General features: G+C 40.4%; 18 protein-coding genes and 3 pseudogenes. 12 read left to right on the forward strand and 9 right to left on the reverse strand.

Annotated features, from left to right (window positions below):
• Window positions 1–22: 22 nt before the first annotated feature.
• The 3 genes and pseudogenes from ABHN01_RS18745 (at window position 23) to ABHN01_RS18755 (ending at window position 1,457) form a co-directional block, all read left to right on the forward strand.
• Window positions 23–551, forward strand: a pseudogene (locus ABHN01_RS18745) (T6SS immunity protein Tdi1 domain-containing protein).
• Window positions 552–651: 100 nt separating this feature from the next.
• Window positions 652–1,096, forward strand: a pseudogene (locus ABHN01_RS18750) (toxin-antitoxin system YwqK family antitoxin).
• Window positions 1,062–1,457 carry a DUF2247 family protein gene (locus ABHN01_RS18755; RefSeq protein WP_429876837.1) on the forward strand — a complete coding sequence of 132 codons (396 nt, stop codon included), beginning with the start codon at window positions 1,062–1,064 and terminating at the stop codon, window positions 1,455–1,457. The pseudogene ABHN01_RS18750 and the gene ABHN01_RS18755 overlap by 35 nt, the downstream one beginning before the upstream one ends.
• Window positions 1,458–1,488: 31 nt before the next feature.
• On the opposite strand, the gene ABHN01_RS18760 is transcribed toward ABHN01_RS18755, so the two are convergent.
• The 3 genes from ABHN01_RS18760 to ABHN01_RS18770 all read right to left on the reverse strand — a co-directional run bounded on the left by ABHN01_RS18760 (window position 1,489) and on the right by ABHN01_RS18770 (window position 5,317).
• Entirely contained in the window at window positions 1,489–3,267 is a 1,779-nt protein-coding gene (locus ABHN01_RS18760) for a GmrSD restriction endonuclease domain-containing protein (RefSeq protein ID WP_429876769.1), read from the reverse strand.
• Window positions 3,268–3,793: 526 nt separating this feature from the next.
• On the reverse strand, window positions 3,794–4,330 hold the full coding sequence (locus tag ABHN01_RS18765; RefSeq protein ID WP_429876770.1) for a DinB family protein: 537 nt from the start codon (window positions 4,328–4,330) through the stop codon (window positions 3,794–3,796).
• Window positions 4,331–4,393: 63 nt separating this feature from the next.
• The gene (locus ABHN01_RS18770; protein ID WP_429876771.1) at window positions 4,394–5,317 is read right to left on the reverse strand and encodes an ArsR/SmtB family transcription factor; all 924 of its coding nucleotides are present in this window, start codon (window positions 5,315–5,317) and stop codon (window positions 4,394–4,396) included.
• Window positions 5,318–5,661: 344 nt separating this feature from the next.
• Here ABHN01_RS18770 and ABHN01_RS18775 point away from each other — a divergent pair, with 344 nt between their 5' ends.
• The 5 genes from ABHN01_RS18775 (at window position 5,662) to ABHN01_RS18795 (ending at window position 11,013) form a co-directional block, all read left to right on the forward strand.
• On the forward strand, window positions 5,662–6,927 hold the full coding sequence (locus ABHN01_RS18775) for an extracellular solute-binding protein (protein ID WP_429876772.1): 1,266 nt from the start codon (window positions 5,662–5,664) through the stop codon (window positions 6,925–6,927).
• A gap of 176 nt (window positions 6,928–7,103) precedes the next feature.
• A complete protein-coding gene (locus ABHN01_RS18780; protein ID WP_429876838.1) occupies window positions 7,104–7,949 on the forward strand; it encodes a carbohydrate ABC transporter permease in 846 nt (281 codons plus the stop codon).
• Between the two features lie 13 nt (window positions 7,950–7,962).
• On the forward strand, window positions 7,963–8,799 hold the full coding sequence (locus ABHN01_RS18785; RefSeq protein WP_429876773.1) for a carbohydrate ABC transporter permease: 837 nt from the start codon (window positions 7,963–7,965) through the stop codon (window positions 8,797–8,799).
• 12 nt (window positions 8,800–8,811) lie between these two features.
• Entirely contained in the window at window positions 8,812–9,231 is a 420-nt protein-coding gene (locus ABHN01_RS18790) for a hypothetical protein (RefSeq protein WP_429876774.1), read from the forward strand.
• 21 nt (window positions 9,232–9,252) lie between these two features.
• On the forward strand, window positions 9,253–11,013 hold the full coding sequence (locus ABHN01_RS18795) for a glycoside hydrolase family 2 protein (RefSeq protein WP_429876775.1): 1,761 nt from the start codon (window positions 9,253–9,255) through the stop codon (window positions 11,011–11,013).
• Between the two features lie 342 nt (window positions 11,014–11,355).
• Here the strand turns inward: ABHN01_RS18795 and ABHN01_RS18800 are convergent, their stop codons facing one another.
• Window positions 11,356–11,658: a hypothetical protein gene (locus ABHN01_RS18800; RefSeq protein WP_429876776.1), complete on the reverse strand. Its 303-nt coding sequence runs from the start codon at window positions 11,656–11,658 to the stop codon at window positions 11,356–11,358.
• A 47-nt stretch (window positions 11,659–11,705) separates the two neighbouring features.
• Here ABHN01_RS18800 and ABHN01_RS18805 point away from each other — a divergent pair, with 47 nt between their 5' ends.
• From ABHN01_RS18805 to ABHN01_RS18815, 3 genes are all read left to right on the forward strand, one after another.
• The gene (locus ABHN01_RS18805) at window positions 11,706–11,861 is read left to right on the forward strand and encodes an SPOR domain-containing protein (protein ID WP_429876777.1); all 156 of its coding nucleotides are present in this window, start codon (window positions 11,706–11,708) and stop codon (window positions 11,859–11,861) included.
• A 169-nt stretch (window positions 11,862–12,030) separates the two neighbouring features.
• Window positions 12,031–12,816, forward strand: a complete 786-nt coding sequence (locus tag ABHN01_RS18810; RefSeq protein ID WP_429876778.1) for a hypothetical protein — start codon at window positions 12,031–12,033, stop codon at window positions 12,814–12,816.
• Between the two features lie 14 nt (window positions 12,817–12,830).
• Entirely contained in the window at window positions 12,831–13,031 is a 201-nt protein-coding gene (locus ABHN01_RS18815) for a hypothetical protein (RefSeq protein WP_429876779.1), read from the forward strand.
• A 59-nt stretch (window positions 13,032–13,090) separates the two neighbouring features.
• Here ABHN01_RS18815 and ABHN01_RS18820 read toward each other — a convergent pair whose 3' ends face one another.
• Both ABHN01_RS18820 and ABHN01_RS18825 read right to left on the reverse strand, forming a co-directional pair.
• Window positions 13,091–13,396: a hypothetical protein gene (locus ABHN01_RS18820; protein WP_429876780.1), complete on the reverse strand. Its 306-nt coding sequence runs from the start codon at window positions 13,394–13,396 to the stop codon at window positions 13,091–13,093.
• A 225-nt stretch (window positions 13,397–13,621) separates the two neighbouring features.
• On the reverse strand, window positions 13,622–13,921 hold the full coding sequence (locus ABHN01_RS18825; RefSeq protein WP_290397945.1) for a hypothetical protein: 300 nt from the start codon (window positions 13,919–13,921) through the stop codon (window positions 13,622–13,624).
• A gap of 195 nt (window positions 13,922–14,116) precedes the next feature.
• Here ABHN01_RS18825 and ABHN01_RS18830 point away from each other — a divergent pair.
• Window positions 14,117–14,291, forward strand: a pseudogene (locus ABHN01_RS18830) (DinB family protein); the annotation flags it as partial.
• Between the two features lie 164 nt (window positions 14,292–14,455).
• Here ABHN01_RS18830 and ABHN01_RS18835 read toward each other — a convergent pair.
• The 3 genes from ABHN01_RS18835 to ABHN01_RS18845 form a co-directional block, all read right to left on the reverse strand.
• A complete protein-coding gene (locus ABHN01_RS18835) occupies window positions 14,456–15,163 on the reverse strand; it encodes a hypothetical protein (RefSeq protein ID WP_429876781.1) in 708 nt (235 codons plus the stop codon).
• Window positions 15,164–15,514: 351 nt separating this feature from the next.
• Window positions 15,515–17,122, reverse strand: coding sequence for an alkaline phosphatase D family protein (locus tag ABHN01_RS18840; protein WP_429876782.1), 1,608 nt, complete (start codon window positions 17,120–17,122; stop codon window positions 15,515–15,517).
• Window positions 17,123–17,142: 20 nt separating this feature from the next.
• Entirely contained in the window at window positions 17,143–18,039 is an 897-nt protein-coding gene (locus ABHN01_RS18845; protein ID WP_429876783.1) for an endonuclease/exonuclease/phosphatase family protein, read from the reverse strand.
• Window positions 18,040–18,235: the final 196 nt, after the last annotated feature.

The following is an 18,235-nucleotide window of genomic DNA, read 5'->3' on the forward strand; positions in this document are numbered from 1 at the left end:
TTATACTTGCAGAGAGGGTTATATGATTCAAAGTGACTTTGTTCTCGTAGAAAAAGCTCCTCAAAGTGTTATTGAAAAATATAAGAATAACATCCCAAAGCAAATGATTGAGTTATGGACTCAGTACGGCTTTGGTACAATAAAAAATGGGTATTTAAGAATCATTAATCCAAATAATTATCCGGAATTATTAGATGAAACATATATCAGTGAAGAGAAAGCGATACCTCTATTTACAACAGCTAGGGGGGACATTGGGAAGACGACTATTTAATGTTGCTAAATTATAGAAAGAATTTAGTGGAAGTAGTCGGAGGTAATTTTGATATTTTTATTAAAAATTTGAGTGAGAGACATTTTTAAATGAGGCTCTTGACTGGATGCCATATCCAGAGGCCGTTCAAAAATATGGAGAACCCGCTTTTGACGAATGTTTTGGCTATGTTCCGCTTTTAAGTTTAGGTGGTCCAGAGGTGGCGGAAAATTTACAAAAGGTTAAGCTCAGAGAGCATCTCAATTTAATTACACAATTTTCAGGCCCTGTTGAATGATGTGAAGAGAGAACATATTCCAAGTTAAAAAACTTCTGCTTATATAAAATGAGTAGAAGTTTTTTAATAATCTCATGGAGGTTCTAAGAATGTTGAAGGTATTTTAACAAAAGATTATATTTTACAAAACGGTGTGGAGTTTGAAGAACATCTGGATTACGGTGGTCCTTATGATTTAGGAATAGTAGAGTATACGGCTGCGGCAAAGAGAGGTTGTTTACCGGATTAGCGTATGATCTTTATGAAAATGGAAATTAGAGAGTTATTTCTTTGTGGAAAACGGTGTAAAACAAGGAAGATATGTTGAGTTTTATTCGAATGGTAATATTAAAAGAATAGGGAATATGAATAAAAATTCGGCAGAAGGATATCAAGTTGAGTTTTATGAGAATCAGAATAAAAAATATGAATCCGAATGTATTGCAGGACTAGAGATGACATTTACAAAGTATGATGAGAACGGAAATGTTATTGAACAAAAAACAGAACCAAGTGAATCAGATTTATTGTATGCTAAAAAATTTGGCAGTGAAACAAATGGATAATGCTTTAGAAGCGAGCAACCAAAACATCATCCAGTTAGCCTGGGGTGGGGATGATTTAGAGATTTGGCATCTTGCTTATTTACACAAAAGACATTCAAATAATCCTGAGAGGCTATTAGCAAAGGTTGCTGAAGTCTACGCGAATTTCAATTATTCAAAAGACATGGACAGCTTTATTCATTATCTGCCACCAGACGATTTAATCCCTTCCTCATACTCAAAAGAAGAGAATGTTAGCAGATTAATAAACAGGTTTAATGATTTTTTAAACGTCAAATGCAAATATTTGAAGGGATCTTATGATTATGTAGCAGCAGATTCATTACTTTTAATTAGTAATGTCTGTAGAAAGGTAAACTAATAATTAGAGATCTAAAAAACCACCCTATTCTTTAATAAATAGGGTGGTTTACTGCAGGACGTGCTATCGGTTTTCCCATGGCGTTTTCAATAATGCTTAATAACTTTTCTTCTCTTTTTTCAAAGAAACTGTCGAAATCATTCAACCGTAAGGATTCTGGATCAATGACGTGGGAATGGAGAATTTCATCCATTCGCTCTTTTGTAATTCCAGTATTCTTTTGTATGCGCTCTAGGTAGGAACCAGGGGCATTGCCGCCAATCATACGGTTAGTCTTAGCGGATAAAGGCGTTTTATTAACAATGCTGTCACATCGGCCTCGTTCAATGCTTTTCGTTGTGCAATAAGCCGATGGAAAAATATGATGGATGTCAATTTGGTCATCGAAATACATTTGAACAGTAACTGTTTCTCCACTTCGAAAATCCTGACCGCCTTCCCTCAACAGTAGGGTGGAAATACCTTTGTAAGCTGCACTGTTTCTTGTGCGGAGGGTGTATAGCCTGGTAGGAGAGAAATTGGCATCCTGAACAGTAGAAGGAGGGTTTCCTCCATTTATCCACTCTAGCACCTCTTGAACATCTTTGGCGAACCGAGTCTCAATCGTACTGCCGTATAATTCTCCAAGTACTCCGCACCAGAACCACTGGGCAATTTTTTTACGAATGCTATCATTGTGTACTTTATCTCCTAGAATGGCATAGATTGCTGCCAAAGGCACTAATTGCGTTCGATAGGGAAGGTCTCTTTCTGAAAAAATATTTTGGCTGAACAGAAACTTAGCTCCTGTTTCATATCCTGCAGTGGCTGGTTCTGCCCACTTTTGATACTCCTGCAAGCTTAGTTTAAGTACATCTTTTCGTTTGCAGCTGATTGGCACATCAGCGTTTTCTCTTTTACGGTCATAGGTCGCCAATAAGCTGATGGTTTGCAGAAAATCTGTACTTTGATTAGATTTAAGCACTTTCTGTTGAAATAACCTCGTTTTACGAGCTTCCCAATCCTTTCTTAAATTGAAGTCATCTGCTGCAAAAGTAGCGGTAAGTAGCTCAAAAGCTGTAAGAGGAACTCCGCCTGTATTTACTTTCTCAAACACCTGACAGACTGCCTCTTTTGGTGTTTCTTTCCTTAATATAATCAATGGGATCTGATATTGCTGAAAGCGTTGGATGATATCTGAAAATTGGTTCCAAGTCTGCAATTTCTCTTGTATTTCCTCGGGATTCATCTGTAAAAACTTCATTTGCCATTCCGTTATCTTGGCTGTATCAAAAATTCGAGTGAAGGGAAACAACCCTGCTTCACATTCCTTCTCTAAGGTAGAATAGTCGTGGATGACCTGTCCGCGGAAATTTTTTATTACTTTTTCTTCCGGTAAGGCAATGATTGATTCTTCCCGATCATAGAAAGGATCTAATGCTTTATGAATGTCTATGTAGTACCATCGTTTTATTGTCTTTCCTCTAATATCCCTGGTTACCACCGGCTGTTCCAAGTAGAAGGATTGTGTAAGAGAAGTAAGCCGTTGCTGGCCGTCCAAAATCAATCGTTCAGGTTCTTGTGTTTGCAGTAAGGTTACCCCTTCCACTGGTTTTGGCTTGAAGTTTACCTCGCTATTTCCGGTTTGCAGCATCATAACAGCTCCAATAGGATAGGACAATGATACACTGGCAATCAAGCTTTTAATATGGTTATCATCCCAAACCCAACCCCGCTGAAAATCAGGAAGTTGAGTTTTCCCAGAGCTTATACTCTTTAACAGATCTTGCAGGGATTCCTTTGTGCTGTCAAAGTTTGTTACAGAGGTCATGTTTTACACGCTCCTTTTTAAACAGTTTAAAATGGATGGTATCACTGTGAAATAATTTTGAATACATCTCTTACGATTTCCATTCCCCAAGTTGTTTATAGTTGAACACTCTATTTATCGGGAACTTATATTATGGGTATGTGCAAGCGGAAAGAGGTAATAGGTTATAAAAATGAAAGGCGGTTCTAAGTTTGAACAGAAGGAGAACGGTAGATGAGGGTAAAATGGCAATTAAGATACTTGCTAATGGTCCCGTTGGTAAATATAGAATAATGAGTTTTTTGCTGAAACGGATGCAGACGATATTGGTGAGATGGAAGGTTTAAAGGCTTAGTCGAAAGTCTTATTAAATGAGGCGCAAATGTAAAAAAATTTGATAGTGATGAATTTGGCCAAGGGACTTTTAATTACTTACGAAGAGTTTAAAAATAATATTGGTCGATTGCAAGAAATTATGGAAGCTCCCTATAATGTAATAACGAGCACAATCCAACATTTAGAATTGCGCCCTATATCGCATATACAATTATTCCCGCTCCTTTGGCCAAGAGCCTTGTTGTTTACGAATTAATACAATTTGTCCTATATGGTATACGTTGTGTAAAATTTGACGAGACAGGCCCCCAACAAGTTCCTCATCCAGCTGACTGTCATTAACTTGTGCTAGGGCTTTACGCAAGTTTTCACAAATTAGGCGTGTTTCTGCCAAGACAGCCTTCCATTTTTCAGAGTCTGATGGATCCCCGATATCCCCAAAGGTATTCTCTGCCAAGACTGCCTGCCATTTAGAATTGGGTGGTTCCCCAATATCTCCAAATGAAGGCTTGTTATTAGATGCCTTTTTTCTGGGCGTTGTGTCATTGATTTGTCTAACAAGTAGGGCGTTGTAATAATTTAGATGGTTTACCGTTTGCCAAATGGTATTCCCTCCTCCAGGAGGCTGCCAGCTTGCATCTATGGAATTTAAACCCTCAAGAGCAGATTCTAAAGGTAAAAACCAGGTCTCAGTATCCCAACTAAAGTCAAATTCCATGCGAAAAATATCCATCAGTTCCAGGCTCATTTGCTTTCTCCCCTCACCTCAAGTTATTTAATATCAACATTTTTATTTAACAGAGCCTTTCAATTAAGAATAAATCACTCTCATTAAAATATCTTGTGGATAATCACCTAATTGATTTCCAAACAGGTTGATCCCCCCAATGTTCGGAGCATCGGATTTAATACCGATTCTGAAATTCAGATGTTTTTGTTTATCGACAAGTACATCTTTTAACGAAGTTTGAGAAACCAGTATTTCATCTAAAAAGCTTCCCTCCTCGTTAATTTTCCAGGTTTTTAAAAGACCATACTGCGTGTGCCCCTCCGTTGGGAACCATACAGGGTTTAATTTCCCTTTCCTTTCACCAAAATCCCCGGGACATGTCCACGTACAGATTTCTGTATCATTCATCCATATCGTAATATCGGAAGGCCAATTATGGTCATAGTGCGGTGCCTCTGAACAGAGCTCCATTGAAAATTGAACAGACTGAATCTTTGCATTAGGCGGTAATTGCAATGGGAATCGATAGTCGATATACCCCTTGCGAAACCAGATCAGTTGGGCATTCATTCTTTCCGGATGGTAAAATAATGCAGGTTCATCCAAGGGATCGAGTACCCCATTCTTCGTAATGATTCCGCAGGTTGGCGAAATATTAGCATCAAAATAATGACCAATCGGCATTTCCAGCTGATACATGTTTTCTTTATGGCCATAACCAGTACTCATCTTTAAATCCATATGGATATCTTCAAAAACCCGCGAACAAACCTTCATTGTCCCCCTCGTTGCAGGAAGCAGTTCAGTATAAATGATCCCAGCAGTCTCTAGAACCCGTATGTTTAAAGCAATTGTAGAAACGGGCAGATTTAATTGTTCCGCCATTTCATTGATGTTCATTTTTTTCGTATTTAATAATTTTAGAATATCGATTCTTACCTTTGACGAGAGCGCGTGAGCGACCTTAATCAAAGCGTCTGATTCATCAATTGTTAGTTCAAGCAAGAAAATGCAACCCCTATCTTATTTTTATGAGGAGAACCATATGGCTCCATAATAAAGGAATATCTGGAAATGTAAAAAGATATTGACTTATCAATATGAAAGCGTTATCTTAACAATTAATACAATAATACTGTTTCAAACATAATATTTGCATTAAATACTACAGTATTAGTTATGAAAAAAACAGGATTTTTATTAGCGGCATCGGGGATTAGTAACATAAATTTTCAGAATGTTTAAACTTTTAGTCGGGAAAGGGGAACTATCGGTTTAAAGTGATCAAGCAGGTCATAGTTTTCTGTTTTTCCAACGGCCTTAACTAATTAACGAGGGGGAGATTCAAGATGCATAAGAAAATCAAAGTAATGATCAGCTGTATGATCATCGTTATTTTTATTCTTTCCTTAGGGGCGTGCAGTCAAAGTTCATCGTCTGATAAGGTAGGAAAAAATGAAATTGTGTTTTGGAATCCGTTTGTAGGTCCAGATGGCAAAAACATGCAGATGATGGTCGATGCCTATAACAAAACGAATCCGAAGTTTAAAGTGAGAAATATCTCACTAAAAGAAGCCGATATGTACGCAAAGATCCCTACCGTTGTCAATTCGGGCAGAAACATCCCTGATTTAAACATTGTTCATGCTGAGCGGATCAAACAATTTGTGGACAAGGATATGCTGATTCCAATGGATGATTCCCTTGCAAAATATCCTGAAATCAAAGCTGAAAATTATGTGAAAGCGGGCTGGGATATTGGCGGCCTGGACAATAAGCGATATAGCGTTCCTTTGGATGTGCATAGCTTTGTTATGTACTACAACAAAGATCTGGCTGCCAAATATGCGCCTCATGCCCTTGATGATCATATCGTTACATTTGATGAAATAAAGGAAGCAGGATTAAAAGCGAAAAAAGATGGCATTATAGCGGCGCCTGTTACTTGGATGAAGCCTGCCTTCTTGTCGGTGTACAGCCAAATGGGTGGAAGCATTACGAGTGATGGCACGAAGCCGACGTTAAACACGGAACAAGCCGTAGATACGTTAAAACTCTACAATGGTTTTGTAAAGTCAGGCATCACCAATAAAGATGGCCAGGATGCGGGTCAAGTCTTTAAATCTGGAAAAGCGATCTTCTACCCGGAAGGAATCTGGATGCAAAATGATATTAAGAAGACAAAGAATTTAAATTGGGGAATGACAAACTTCCCTCAGCTAAGTGATGACAAGAACAAAATGGTGAACTGGAGTTCTTCCCACCAATTTGTACTTCTTAAAAATCCTGAAAGAAACAAGAAGAAAACAGAGGGCGTCATAAAGTTTATTAACTGGGTAAGGGATAACTCCCTTCCATGGGCAGAAGCGGGGCAAAACCCGGCAGCATTGGCTACATTGGATAATCCCAAATATCACGAGATGCCTCAATCGTTCTTGATTAAAGATGCAACAGAGCAAAAATCGTTAAAAATCTTTGACTACAAATACAACGGCTATATCTCTGAACAACTGGACAAGATCGGCAACGATACGGTATTTGGAAAGCTGGATATTAAAAAGGCTCTAAAGGATTCCCAAAAAACCGTGGAGGATAAGATCGCTCAGGATAAGTAAGAGGAACCAGGTCTCCAGCAGAATGGATAGAAGGCAATGGAAGGATTTCTTCTATTGCCTTCTACTAAAAGAGAAGGAGAAAAAATATGGATCTTAAGCTGACAGAAAAAAAGAGAATAGACGTGCTTTCACCAGCCATGGGTAAGCCGCATCGGAAAGGAATCAATTTTTCGCCCATGATTTTTATCGGGCCGCATCTTTTGTTGTTTGCTTTATTTTTTCTTATCCCTATATTTTTTGGTGTGTACATTTCTTTTACGAACTGGGATTTGGTCAATACCCCCGGGTTTGTTGGGCTGGATAACTATAAGGAAATTTTATTAAATAAAGAATCAACGTTCTACACCCAGCTGCATACCGGACTGGGAAATACCTTTAAATTTGTGGCTTTTACGGTTCCTGCGTGCATCATTATCCCCTTGCTTTTAGCTGCTGCACTCCATGTGAAACCAAAAGGGATGAAGATCTTTCAAGCGATTTTCTACTTGCCCGTATTGTTTTCCATTTCAGCTGTCATGATCATCTGGTCCATGATGTTTAACGTTTCGTTTGGACCTATCAACCATTACTTCACTTCCTCACCCAACTGGCTGGGCACACAGCCTTACGCATGGATCGCACTCGTCGTTGTAACCGTCTGGTGGGGGATCGGCGGGAACATGATCATTTACCAGGCAGCATTAAACGGAGTATCCAAAGAATACTATGAAGCTGCGTCACTGGACGGGGCAGGCAGGCTGCAAAAGTTTTTCCACATCACTCTTCCAAGTATAAAGAATCAGCTGCTGTTCACGATCGTCATTACCACCATCGCCCAGTTTAATATCTATGGACAGGCGCTCATGCTCACAAAGGGGGGTCCTTCCAGTTCAACGACCGTGCTACTTATGTATATCCAGCAGAATGCCTTTGGATCGGGTCAATCCATCGCAGGAATTGCGTCGGCCATGGCGGTTATCCTTGGTCTGTGCATCATGGCTGTCTCGGTTATTCAATTTTTCTTATTAAGAGAGAGGAAGTAGGAGGCGGGTACCATTGAAAAAAGTAAACATCTCCACCTTGATTTCATTCATTTTTCTGCTATGTATGACTTTAATCTGGATATTCCCTCTCGCCTGGTCACTTTTCACATCCTTTAAAAATGAGATCGATATCCAAACCTTTGGTTTTACGATGCTGCCCATCCACTGGGTCATCGCCAATTACCAGGACGTTCTTTTTAATAACACAAGTGCTCCTGTAGCCAAGTGGTTTATGAATTCCATGATCATTTCTGTCACACAGACCATTCTTGTATTGGTTGTTGTTTCAATGGCAGCCTATGGATATACCCGGCTGCGATTTAAGGGAAGGGACTGGCTTTTTTCCTTCTTGCTGGCAACCATGATGTTCCCTGCTGTTGTAAACCTGATCCCGTTGTATAAAATTGTTGATACCCTCGGTTGGGTCAATAGTTATTGGGCGGCGATCGTTCCAGGAGCTGCAGCGGTGTTTAATGTTTTTTTAGTAAGACAGTTCATGATCGGGATTCCGATTGAACTGGATGAATCAGCGCGGATCGACGGAGCCAACGATTTTCAAATTTATACGAAGGTTACACTCCCCCTCATCAAACCCGTATTAACTGTTGTGGCGTTATTTACTTTTACGAGTTCATGGAATGACTTTTTGTGGCCTTCGATCGTTTTCAATGATATTGATAAAATGCCGATCACACCAGGGCTGCAGCTTCTGCAAGGAATGTATGTCACAGATATCGGACATGCGATGGCTGCTGCTATTATTGCGATCGTCCCAACCTTTATTTTGTATTTGTTTACTCAGCGTTATTTCTTACAATCGATGTCTTTATCTTCTGGAGTAAAAGGATAGGGGGGAAACGCTTTGAATAGAAAACTGGAAAGAAAACTGATCATCATCGGATCGGCATGGCAGATGCTTTCGGGTCTGCTTACCATCTTTATCTATGGATCTTATATCAAATCAAAAAGTAACGGAATTCATGAAACGCAGTTTGCGCAAATGAAAGCTGTGGAATCCTTGTTTGGCAGTTTGTATAGCTTTGCGGTAACATTCGGCCTCTTTTTTGTAGCTTTAGGGTTATTGAATCTTTATCTCGCAAGAAACTTTAAAGATGACAAAGTGGAAGTAAAACTCTCATTCTGGTTTATTTTATTAGGTGTTGCATCCTACTTTTTTATGGATTTCTTGAGTACTGTTCTTTTTCTTTCGGGCGGAATATTGGCCTTGGCAAAAAATAAAACGATTTCGAAGTTACATAGCCAGATAGAGCAAACCAACTAATTTATCAAGGAGCTGTTGATCATGGAAGTGAACATTCGCAAGGAATATCCCAGACCGCAATTTGAGAGAAAAGAATGGTTGAATCTTAATGGAGAATGGGATTTTCAGTTCGATCAGACGAATGTCGGTGAAGAAGAGCAGTGGTACAAACAAACAACATTAAATCAAAAAATTATCGTTCCCTTTACGTATGAAACGAAGGCCAGCGGAATACATGAGGAAACCTTTTGCCCCTATATTTGGTATCAAAGGTTAGTAACTGTGCCCGAAGAGTATTCCCATAAAAAAACCATTCTCTATTTCCAGGCAGCCGATTATGTGACCAAACTATGGGTGAATGGTATTTTTGCCGGCCAGCATAAAGGGGGATATACGGCATTTTCCTTTGACATTACCAACTATATAAATGCAGGAAAAGAAAATAACGTAGTAGTCAAAATTGAGGATAGCCATAACGAACATCAACCAAGAGGAAAGCAAAGATGGATCGATAAGAACTTTGGCTGCTGGTATGTACAAACCACCGGTATATGGCAAACCGTATGGCTGGAGTTTTTAAATCAAACGAGTATACAATCGGTTAAAATCACTCCAGATCTGGATACGGATTCCGTAGAGTTCGACTATAAATTGGCGAATGTTCAACAAGATCAAAAGGAGCTTTCGTTAAGAACATCGATTACATTTGATGGCCAGCCTGTGAAGGAATTTAGTTTGAAGGTAGACCGTGAAAATGCAAGGATGAAAGTAAATCTGGCCAGTGAGATCCACGAGTGGAAAGTCATGCATTGGAGTCCGCAGCATCCTCATTTGTACGATGTGGAATTCACCCTTTACCATGGGGAACAAGAAATGGATCGGGTACACTCCTATTTCGGCATGCGAAAAGTATCGATAAAGAATGGCAATATTTTATTGAATAATGTGCCGATTTATCAAAAACTGCTGTTAGATCAAGGATATTGGGAAGATTCCCATCTTACACCACCTTCAGAAGAGGCGATCATTTTAGATATCGAGAAGACATTCGAAATGGGCTTTAACGGGGTAAGGAAACATATGAAAGTAGAAGATCAGCGTTTTCTGTATTGGGCGGATAAGAAAGGCCTGTTAGTTTTGTCTGAAATGGCCGCAGCCTATCAGTTTTCGGATGAGGCGATCCAAAATTTCACGGAGGAATGGATGACCGTTGTCCAGCAGCACTATAATCACCCAAGTATTATCACGTGGACACCATTCAATGAATCCTGGGGAGTAAAGAATATTTACACGAATGAACAGCAGCAAAAATTTACGGAAGGCATCTATCATCTGACAAAATCAATGGATCCTATGAGGCCTGTCATCGTAAACGACGGTTGGGAGCATACCGTTTCGGATATCATTACGCTTCATGACTATGTGGAATATGGTGACGAATTCCTAAGCCGCTATAAGGAAAAAGAAAAAATCGTGGATAATGAGATTGCCTTTAATAACTTTAAACATGCCATGGCCCAAGGATACGAGTATAAAGGCCAGCCGATTATTATAAGTGAATACGGAGGCATTGCCTTTAATTCTGAAGAAGGCTGGGGATATGGGAACCAAGTAAAAGACGAGCAGGAATTTTTAGATCGTTATGCATCCATTACGAAGGCGATCATGAGCCTGGACTACATTTGTGGTTTTTGTTATACCCAAATTACCGATGTTCAGCAAGAAGTCAACGGATTGTTAACCGAAAGCAGAAAACCTAAAGTGAAACTATCTAAAATTAAACAAATTAATGATAACTATTGATTAAATGACAGTTAAGAAAAAAAGGTGCTTATGGGAATTGTTTGCATAGCGGTCTCGTTGCTGGTTTAAATATCAGCAAATCGCACGGCAGAAATACTACGCAGCTACCTTACAAGGAATTAATTATGAATGCTCGATGTAACAAAAGCAAAAAGCCGAGCCAGCACTATGCTGACCCGGTTTTTTGTATTATCTATTAATTCTTCTTTACCGAAGCATAAACGCCTCGGTGAACATGGAATCAACAGCGTGTGTACTCTTTCCGAGGACGTAACCCTTGATCCCGGACCACGTACACAAAAGATTAAAGCCTCTGGTGCAAAACGAGGACTTTCTCATCACTTAAACGCTGGCGGTGGTGTTGGAGCTGAGTTCATCCATTCTATCCATACAAGGTTTATATTCAACGCCTTCATGACGGCAGATTGCCCGCACGACACACTCATACATTCCATGACGGTATTCCTTGTCTTTGATTTTCTCAGAGTTTGCGCCGTCTACAAAATCATATTCCACGATGGTCATGGCCACTGCACCAGTATCCCGATGCATGAAATAGTAGTCACGTCCTTTTGTTTTTTCGGACGGTCTGCAGAAGATACGGCGAACTGGATAACCCGCTTTTTCAAATTCATCTTTGAGCATATGTTCAAACTTCCCATCACCAAGCCGGAACCAAAAAGCCGGAACCAGTGAAAAAACAATCAAGCGTGAAAAAACCTCAAAAGCCAGCTGACGGCAATTATCGGGTAATCGCTGGCTCTTTCAAAGATAAAGCAAATGCTGAGAATCATGTTAAAGCATTGAAGAAAAAAGGCATCGAGGCTTTTATTGATGTTGTGAGATAAGACAAACACCCTTGCTCCTATTTGGAGTGAGGGTATTTTTTTGCGCTTTTATTACAAATAATGGTAAGAATGTAGTCCAAATGTTTACAGTATTTAGGAAAAAACGCACATGTAACCACATGAAATGATATGTACCATTACTATTGTGTTAAAAATTAGGAGGTGCATTATGAAAAAGAGAGGGAAATTTGGTATTTTGGTGTTCACTCTTACGCTTTTGTTTTCCATGCTGTTTAGTCCTACTGCCAGTTATGCCAAGGATACATACACCAAGAAAGACGTTGAGAATGCTACGTTAAAAACGATGAAATTAGGGAATGACTTCATTAAGTATGTAAAGACAAATAAAGCCAACATTGACGAGAAAACCATTCAAAAATTCTTTAAAGCATCATCTAAGAATAAACTAACTGGTAAAGAAGTGAAAATCCTTAATGATGCTGATAAAAAGGATACAGCCGACAAAAAAGCGAAGAAGTACACTCAGGAAAAAATAGCTGATTCTAAAATATTGGCAGAATTAACGTACAACGGAAGACAAATAACAATTTTAAAGAATGGTACGTTTGCAGTCGAAGAACCAGATACTACAATGAGCACCATGGCATCAGGTACAAAATGGGGGACAGCCAAACGATCCTATTATTCCTGGGTGGGACTGAAGCTGTTTACTGTCTCAGTTACATCGAAATTTAGATATACTGGTTCAAAAGCTTATTACCACAGTGGCTATGACGCGTATAATAAAAGAGGAAGTCTTTCTTTGTGGCAGGTGACAGGATGGAAAGAATGGAAAGAACGTTCTGGCACATCCTATAATGCTTATGCTTCCGGAAATTTTCACGTTGGTTTTGAAGTTTACGGCATCGGTCTAATCCTTCAAGAATTTTATATCAAACATACAGTTCAATGCACCAAAAAGGGAACAATAAAGAGATATTATAAGAAGAGTTGAGGAGGTGTTAACCTTTGTCTTTTTTCAGAGGATTTAAAAAGGTTGATTACATTGTATTTTTTCTATTATCCTTCGTCCTGTTCACGATGAACGTATTCGGTCCGATGACAGCCGGATTGATGATTAGCGTTATTGTCACTTCACTTGTCACTTCTTTAGTTCTCGGCACGATCACGAATATCATACGAAAACTTTTTCGGGTAGCTAGACAGTAAAAAGGAGACGAATCGGTCTCCTTTTTCATTTGTTTATTCATCATTAAGGCTTTTAGCTGCTAAAACACATAAATAAATAATGAAGAAAGTAGTATAATGAAGAAACCGCCAAGATATAACCATTTATCTAACACTGAAAAATTCTCGGTTTTTCCCACTGGCATCCTCCAAATAGGAGCAATAACGCCCAGTACGATAGAAAAAATGATAAATATTATCCCCTCTATAACCCCATCTGGTTTACCGATATGAGATAAGGTTAATTTAATAACATTTATTTTTTCCTCATGAGGTTCTATCTCTTGTTTTAATTGTTTTGCTTCCTTTATAAGTTTATTTGGAGAATTTTCATGGTTATGTAGCACAAAGGTACTTATCTCACATGGTAGCCATGATTTTCGTAAAGCCCGGCAAACGAAATGCCATTACTGTCGTCTCTGGCCAAAGTGTTGAACAAAGATAGTTGCATAGCGGCCTTATTGTTTCAAGGCCGTTTAATGATGCCAGCAAGAAAGGCGATCGGGATAAAGACTAGACCTACGGACTTTTGCACATAAAAAGAGCAAGCTCCCTTGAAGAAACCAGCTCTACTAATCTTCTACTCCATCACCATAAGATAAAACTTTAAAATCCTGCATGTAATTAATGTTGATCAGCATTTTGTTATCTTTATCTTCCTTACAGTATCCGTATACCACTATTGAACCGGTGGAAGAATCTAGAAAGTCATAACCTGTTACCACAAACGTTTTCCCTCGTTCCTCCATAAAGTCTTTAGCTACCACCGCCGCTGTTTGCTTGATATCCTCTTCTTCCATGCCGTTCTCCTTTTTGCATCCTGCCATTAATAAGATACTCACAATTATTAACGCATACAGTATTTTTTTCATGTTGTCTCTCCATTTAATTGGAAAATTTTATATGATATAAATTATAATCTACTTTAGTGAGGTGCGACAATGGGAGATAGAGTAAGAGACGAAGTTTATAACACATTAAGCGACGCAACCTATTCGAAAAATGGTCTGAAAGAATACATAGTTATGGAAAGTCATTTCTAAAGAAAAATATATTCAACATGATGAACGCTGCGCCAAGGCGACCATATCATCCTCCGCGAGCCGCGGGCGATCGCGCTCCGCACCTTCGGATTAAGCCACATGGTCCACCACCGGGCGCAGCTAGGAATTATACTTGCGGCTTCTTGATATTCCGGTGCCGGGCATCTACGGCCCCTCTGCCGACGAGGGAGCTCGATGACTAAGTTTCTCGATCCGATACGTGCCAAACAGTCGCAGGGCACTGGTAGAAAGAAAACCAAAGTAAATTATGAGGATATTACAGGGTATAGGGTATAGCTGAAGGGGTAGAAGAAAATAAAATATCAGAACAGTTAAGCAAAAAAAAGAGCCTTATATAGGCACTTATTTAATGAAACTGTAGAGAAGTCTCCTCCATTTTCCTTTTGGTTTTCGCATCGCATTTTCTAAGCGTACGTTAAAATCATTTTGTGAACGCCATGCCTTTCTCTGTTCTTCCGACATAATTTGTAATTCTTTTTGTAAGAATTCGCTTTTTTGTTTTTCCTGCTGCAGCAATGCTTCGAAATGGATCTTTTGCTGTTGAGTTATATTTTCAAGTTTAGCATGCGTTTTTTGAGCGGAATTCCCAATGCTGGAACTTATGACATGATGGTCTTGCTGCAGCCGGGAAACCGTTGTTTTAAGCTGAGACACCTCATTGGTCAGATGGGCATTCATTTCACGTGTAGCTGTAAGTTCGTTCGCTAAAAACAGTAACATTTCCCTCAGTGGTTTGGCATCGTGGGGTAAATCCTCATATGTATCGCGTATCGCCATGTCTGTTTCATTGGAACCTTGTAATCTTTCTTTTTGTTGATTCACAACGTCTTTCGCTGTATCGTCCAGGGGTTTCTCCGTATCGCGTAACGCTATGAGTGCTTCGATATCGGATTGAACAAAGATACGCCGATCACCATCTTTAAAAAACTCATATCCGTTTCGCTCCAGAATTTGGCCGTACTTTCGAACAGTGGGGGTGGCTATCGCTACGACTTCTGCCACTTCCTTGGAAGAGAAAGCTCGTTCATTCGGTTGTATATCGCTTCGCATATCGGGTCTCCTTTCCTTTAGAGTAATAAAGAATTTTTTGATGAATCGTATATCACCTCGCGATATGTTGATGGAGCCGGGAAACCGAGGCTTTACGCTGAGACACATCCAGTAAAATTCCCGTATGTATCGCGTATCGCAATCTCAGTTTCATTGAACCTTGTAATCATTCGTTTTGTTGATATATAAGGTCTTTCGCTGAATCGTCTGGGGGCTTGTCCGTATCGCGTACGCTATATGCTCTTCGGTAGTTATTCTTCCATTAGAAATTATTTTTAATAAATGCAAAAAAGGCGACTTTTCCTGGGGAAAATCGCCTTTGATTCGTGGATGTGGGGGGTTATGTTTTAGTTATACAGAAGCAGGCTCAGCCTTTGCCAGCAGACTTGGTTTGCCGTCTTCGACCACAAATGATGCCCGCGTTTCGATTGGAGCACCCGGCCTTGTGACATATGGCAACACCAGATAATCCGTTTGCCATGTCTGCTGGGTTAGTTTGCAGCGCACATAACCGCGCTGGTTGCTGAAAAACTTAATATGGGGATTCTCCTCAAGTGTTTGTGCTGTGTCAGGCCGTACATCAGCACCGTCTCCGCCGGATGTAATGGATGTTCCGACAAATTCAACTGCCACATTCTTTGAGTTCACATCGTCGAAATTGGCTTTCACTTCATTCGCCCAGCTCGAGTGGACATCTCCGGTTAAAACGACCGGGTTGGAAATGTTTTTCTCCGCTAAAAAGTTCAGAATCCTTTGGCGTGCTCCAGGATAGCCATCCCAAGCATCCATACTGAAGGATTGTTGATCCGGACCAAAAGCTCCATCTCGTCTGGCGAAAAACACTTGCTGCGCAAGAACCTTCCATTTTGCCCGAGAGGCAGCCAGCCCATCCAATAACCAGCGTTCTTGTTTCTCACCCAGCAGGGTACGCGACGCATCCATGGACTCTGGTGTAGGGCTGTCCCACCCGTCACCGTTGGCTTGATCATCTCTGTACTGACGTGTATCCAGTAAACTAAAATCGACTAAATTTCCAAAAGAAAGACGCCGGTAGATTTGCATGCTGCTTCCGTTCGGGTAGGACGTGCGGCGGAGCGGCATGTGTTCATAATACGCTTGAAACGCAATCGCTCTGCGTTTTAAGAAAGCCTCCCTTGATTGTTTATCAGGATCCTGCGGCACATCCCCTGCCCAGTTATTATCCACTTCATGGTCATCATTGGTTACAAGCCATGGAAAATTGGCATGGGCGGCTTGAAGGTCACTGTCTAATTTATATAAGGCGTAGCGGTTGCGATAATCGTCAATGGTATAGATTTCAGGATATTCTTTGTTAATCGGCCGAACGCCGGTCGAATTATGTGTGCCTTCATAAATGTAATCCCCTAAATGAATGACCAGATCCAGGTCATCCTTGGCCATATGCTGATAGGCGGTGTAATAGCCTGCTGGCCAATTTTGACAGGAAGCAAACGCAAATGTCAGATGATCAACCTGGCTATGCAGCGCAGGAGCCGTCTTTGTCCGCCCTACAGGACTGATCTCTGTACCTGCTTTAAAGCGATAATAGTACCACTCAGAAGGTTGTAAGCCATTGACTTCGACATGAACAGAATGGCCGAGCTCCGGTTTTGAAATCTCTGTTCCTCGCTGTACAATTTTTTTAAAGGCTGAATCCAGTGAAATTTCCCATTGCACCGGGAGGGGAGTGGGTTTCATGCCGCCGCCGTTCAGCGGGTCTGGTGCTAGCCTTGTCCATAAAACCACACCATCTGGCAATGGATCACCAGATGCCACGCCAAGTGTAAATGGATAAGATAGAGAGTTCGGCGCTGCTGATGCGAAATTCACTGGTAATGTATTGGCAATGGAAACACCGAGAGCAATTCCCGCTCCTTGTCCGGCTTTCTTTAAAAAACTTCTTCGATTCAGCTTTTCTGAATGATTGGAATCGTTCATTTTTAGTCCTCCTTGGAAGATTAATAGTGAAGTGTCAGGTCAGCTATAACTGGATAATGGTCGCTCGGATATTGACCGTTTTTTTGATAATTTAATATTTCTATGCTTTTCGCTTTTGCCTTATCATTGGATAGGATCCAATCGATTTTATTAGCGGAGCCTCCCCCCATAGGATCGCGAAAACCGTTAAATGTACCGAGGTGTTCATTCTTCTTTATTTCTGCAGAATCCCATAGATCTGTAAAAGGTCCTTCGTTCGTCAGCGTTTGGTGAGGCTGGCTATCAGGGCCGGTATTAAAGTCTCCGGTTAACAAGACAGGAAGCTCGGGATTAAATTCTTTTATTTTTTCTACAATTAATGCCGCACTTTTCTCTCTAGCTTCTACGGACCGATGATCAAAGTGTGTGTTCACAAAGTAGAATTGCTTATTGGTTTTCCTATCAAGAAACTTGACCCATGTAACCATGCGCGGAATGGTATTTCCCCATGACATGGATCCGACCTCATCCGGAGTATCAGAAAGCCAATAATGATCGTACTCTAAGGGAGAAAAGCGTGTTTTGTTAAAGTAGATGGCCATGAATTCGCCCTTACTGCCACCTTCCCGGCCCAAACCGATCCAATCATATTCCGGTAAGTCCTCATCAACATCCTTAACCTGTTGATACACAGCTTCTTGCGTCCCGAAGATATCCGGCTGTTCATTGAGGATCAGCTGGCGGACGGTCGGACGCCTTTCTGCCCAAGTATGCGGTGATGCATCCTTAGTATTCAAATACCTGAGATTGTAGGTCATCACCCTTAACTCCCGGACAGAGTCTTCTTGAGCTGCTGCATGTGACGAAACAGGCAGCAATCCTCCTAAAAGTAAAAACGCAAACGCAAACAAAAGAAAAGATTTCATTGCTCTTTTCACCCAAAACCCTCCTGTGAATGTAGTTTTTTACAGGATTATGATAACGAAGCTATGTAAATTTCTTACGACAGGAATGTATAAATACTTCTGTCATTTCGTGAAATTTGTAAAGGTTCGTCGAAATCGATGGGAAAAATACGAAATACCTCAACAGATGCTTTTGCAAGGATGATAGTTTCTAGCGATAGAATTTTTG

This window comes from Fictibacillus sp. NRS-1165 (assembly GCF_050468105.1).
Taxonomy (GTDB): Bacteria; Bacillota; Bacilli; order Bacillales; family Fictibacillaceae; genus Fictibacillus_C; species Fictibacillus_C terrinigri.

Coding starts and splice junctions, on each gene's coding strand:
- ABHN01_RS18755 (WP_429876837.1), top strand. CDS start 1,062: ATGCTAAAAAATTTGGCAGTGAAACAAATGGATAATGCTTTAGAAGCG.
- ABHN01_RS18760 (WP_429876769.1), bottom strand. CDS start 3,267: ATGACCTCTGTAACAAACTTTGACAGCACAAAGGAATCCCTGCAAGAT.
- ABHN01_RS18765 (WP_429876770.1), bottom strand. CDS start 4,330: ATGAGCCTGGAACTGATGGATATTTTTCGCATGGAATTTGACTTTAGT.
- ABHN01_RS18775 (WP_429876772.1), top strand. CDS start 5,662: ATGCATAAGAAAATCAAAGTAATGATCAGCTGTATGATCATCGTTATT.
- ABHN01_RS18780 (WP_429876838.1), top strand. CDS start 7,104: ATGATTTTTATCGGGCCGCATCTTTTGTTGTTTGCTTTATTTTTTCTT.
- ABHN01_RS18795 (WP_429876775.1), top strand. CDS start 9,253: ATGGAAGTGAACATTCGCAAGGAATATCCCAGACCGCAATTTGAGAGA.
- ABHN01_RS18800 (WP_429876776.1), bottom strand. CDS start 11,658: ATGCTCAAAGATGAATTTGAAAAAGCGGGTTATCCAGTTCGCCGTATC.
- ABHN01_RS18810 (WP_429876778.1), top strand. CDS start 12,031: ATGAAAAAGAGAGGGAAATTTGGTATTTTGGTGTTCACTCTTACGCTT.
- ABHN01_RS18825 (WP_290397945.1), bottom strand. CDS start 13,921: ATGAAAAAAATACTGTATGCGTTAATAATTGTGAGTATCTTATTAATG.
- ABHN01_RS18835 (WP_429876781.1), bottom strand. CDS start 15,163: ATGCGAAGCGATATACAACCGAATGAACGAGCTTTCTCTTCCAAGGAA.
- ABHN01_RS18840 (WP_429876782.1), bottom strand. CDS start 17,122: ATGAACGATTCCAATCATTCAGAAAAGCTGAATCGAAGAAGTTTTTTA.